At 58.9% G+C, this 2,594-nt stretch carries 1 protein-coding gene; it reads right to left on the bottom strand.

All coding sequences use genetic code 11. The annotated features are described in order from the left end of the window. Nucleotides 1-2,007, bottom strand: a 2,007-nt coding sequence (locus PTE31013_RS24625; protein ID WP_150615201.1) for a cell envelope integrity TolA family protein, incomplete at its 3' end; no start/stop codon positions are given. Between the last annotated feature and the right edge of the window lie 587 nt (nt 2,008-2,594).

Consider the following 2,594-nt stretch of genomic DNA (forward strand, 5'->3'; position numbering starts at 1 on the left):
GATGTCGGTCACACCGCTGACGTCTGCGCCCAGCGCAACCGTACCCGCACTGGCAACGCTCACGGTGCCCGAGCCCATCGCATTGGCGTGCGCCGCCGTCAACGTACCGGCCTCGATCTCCATGCGCTTGACGGCGCTTTGGTCGTTGGTCAGCGTCAGGTTGCCGTTCCCCACCTTGACCACTTGCAGGTGGGTGGATCGATCGGAGATCGCGTCGGCTTGGTGGCTCAACGGCGCGGCGCCCAGCGCGAGCGGCTGTTTGTTGATCGTGTCCAGCCTGAGCGTAACGTCGTCACTATCCGGCACTTCAGCCTTGACGCTCAGAATGCGGCCGTCGAACACGTCGTCTTGATGCAGTGCGCCGAGGCGAATCGTGGTCTCACCGGCAACAACGTCGCCGCTGCCCGTCAGCGAACCGATAGTGAGCGCTTTGACAACGGGATCGCTCGGCTCTGCCGCGGGAAGCGCAATCGCCGAAACGTCCAGAGAACCACCCACGAGGTTGATGGTCGCGTCGCCCGCGATCGTGTTGCCGGACATCGTGACTTCGCCGGCGTTTGTCAGCGTCATGCGCTGTAGCTTCGTATCGGCGATGTCCAGTGTCGCGCCGCCAAGGTTGATGACTTCCGCGTCGCCCCCCTCGGATTGATTGCTGAGCGTCGTCTTGCCGGCATTCAGCAACGCCAGATTCTCAAGCTTCGACTTGTCGAACGATGCGAGTCCAAAATTGACGACCGTCGCGTCGCCCGCAGAGGCTTCACTGACCGTCAGCTTCCCGGGGGCGGCAACGCCAAGCCGGGATGTCGGATTCGCCAGCCGGGCGGCATCGACATCGCCCTGGGTCACCGCCATGCCGACAGTGATCTGGCTGTTGCCTGCATTCGCGTTCTTGCCGAATGCCAGTTCGCCACCGTTGTTGAGTGCAATCGTTGCCGATCCGGCGCTGGTGCCTTCATTGAACCGGATCTTTCCGTTTGCACCGGTCGCGGACAGCGCAACGTTCTCCGCGTTGATGCCACCGGTCTGATTCTCAGCTTGCGCGGCGAAGGTCAGCGCGCCCCCCTCGACGACCGAAATGGACAGATCGCCCGCACCCTCGATGGCACGATGAACGATCAGTTCCTTACCCTTGCCGGCGACGAGAATGTCATGATCGGCGCCTTCGGCGACGTAAAGCGTACCCACGTCCCGTTTGGCTCCGACGACACCGTGGATCGCATCCGACGACCTCCCGGAGGCACTCGTGATCTCCAGCGTGGTGTCGGCGCCGATGACGGCATGCGTATCGGAATTCGCTTCGTCCCCCATGAAGTTGGTCAGATGCTTGTCGTGCCAAGTCAAACGCGCGACTTGCTTCTCAGCATTCGGCGTGGCCGCGTTCAGTTGACGCGTATTCTTGAGCGCCGTCAGTACCGCCTCTGTCCCGGCGGCTTGCACACGCGCCTGCTTCAGTGCCAACAAATCGGCCGAGCGTTGCAGCGGCGTGACGGCATCGGCACTCGCTTTTGCAAAAGTGGCATGCTTGTTGATCTCGGCTTCGAGCTCGCCGTACGCTTCTGCCCGCCCAGCATGTTTTGCCTTCGCGGCCGCGTCGATCCTCGCCTTCAGCGTCGCGAGCGCCGTCTTTTTTGCCAATCCTTCAGTGGAAATGGAAGCATCGGCAGTTTCAGTGAGAATGGAATCGACGGCGGCACTTACGAATTCAAGCGCCAAGCTCTTGTCACTCCACTTGGCCGAGGAATCCATGACAGCGGAGGCGGCTTCCATTTGCTCAGCCATACGTTCCGCAAATCGCCGCGTGGCAATGGCCTTTTGGAGTTCGGGCGTCACAGCCTTGGCATCGGCTTCAATTTTTCCCAGCCGAGCGGTCCGATCCTCCTGCCATTGTTCCTGCCCGGTTTGCGCCACCGCATACCCCGGCAGTGCTGCTGCGGTCACTACGGCCGCGACGGCCATGCAAATCTTTGTCTGACGCAGCGCGCTCGACTTCGGATGGTTCTTTTGCATTCGATAATCCATAAATTAATTCGTGAAAAGTGACGAATTGCTCCATCACGCTCCGGACACGGCACGACGACCTGCGTCAAGGCCCACGAAGTCTAAAATTCGGATTATCGAAATCGATGCAAAGTCATTGAGTTTTGGTACTTAACCCAAGAAAACAACCCATCAATAAGTTGGGATAATTCTTTAAATATTCAAAATCAAACAAGAAGAAAATCCCAATAATTCAAGACATCTCATCATTAAAATCCCAATCGTGCGAAGCATGCGACACGCAAACAACGGATGTCGAAACCAAGCGGGAGATATCCCAACGAAAAATTTCTGCTCGGCATCATGCGTTTTGCACCGCGTTCCGGCCGGACAATGCGAGCCGAATGCCTATACCCAGCGCCAATAAAAAAACCCGCCGCGCTCTCTCAGGCACGACGGGTTTCTTCACTTCCGCTTGGTCACAACGGGACGATTCTTCGCCCGCCTGACGTGGGTACTCAGGCTCAGAAGCGATACTTGGCCGAGATACCGCCACCCAGCGCGCTTTCGCCCTTGCGCACGCTGACGTTACCGCCCACGCGCACTTCCAGTTGCTT

Origin of the sequence: Pandoraea terrigena (assembly GCF_902459705.1) — a bacterium.
Lineage (GTDB): Bacteria > Pseudomonadota > Gammaproteobacteria > Burkholderiales > Burkholderiaceae > Pandoraea > Pandoraea terrigena.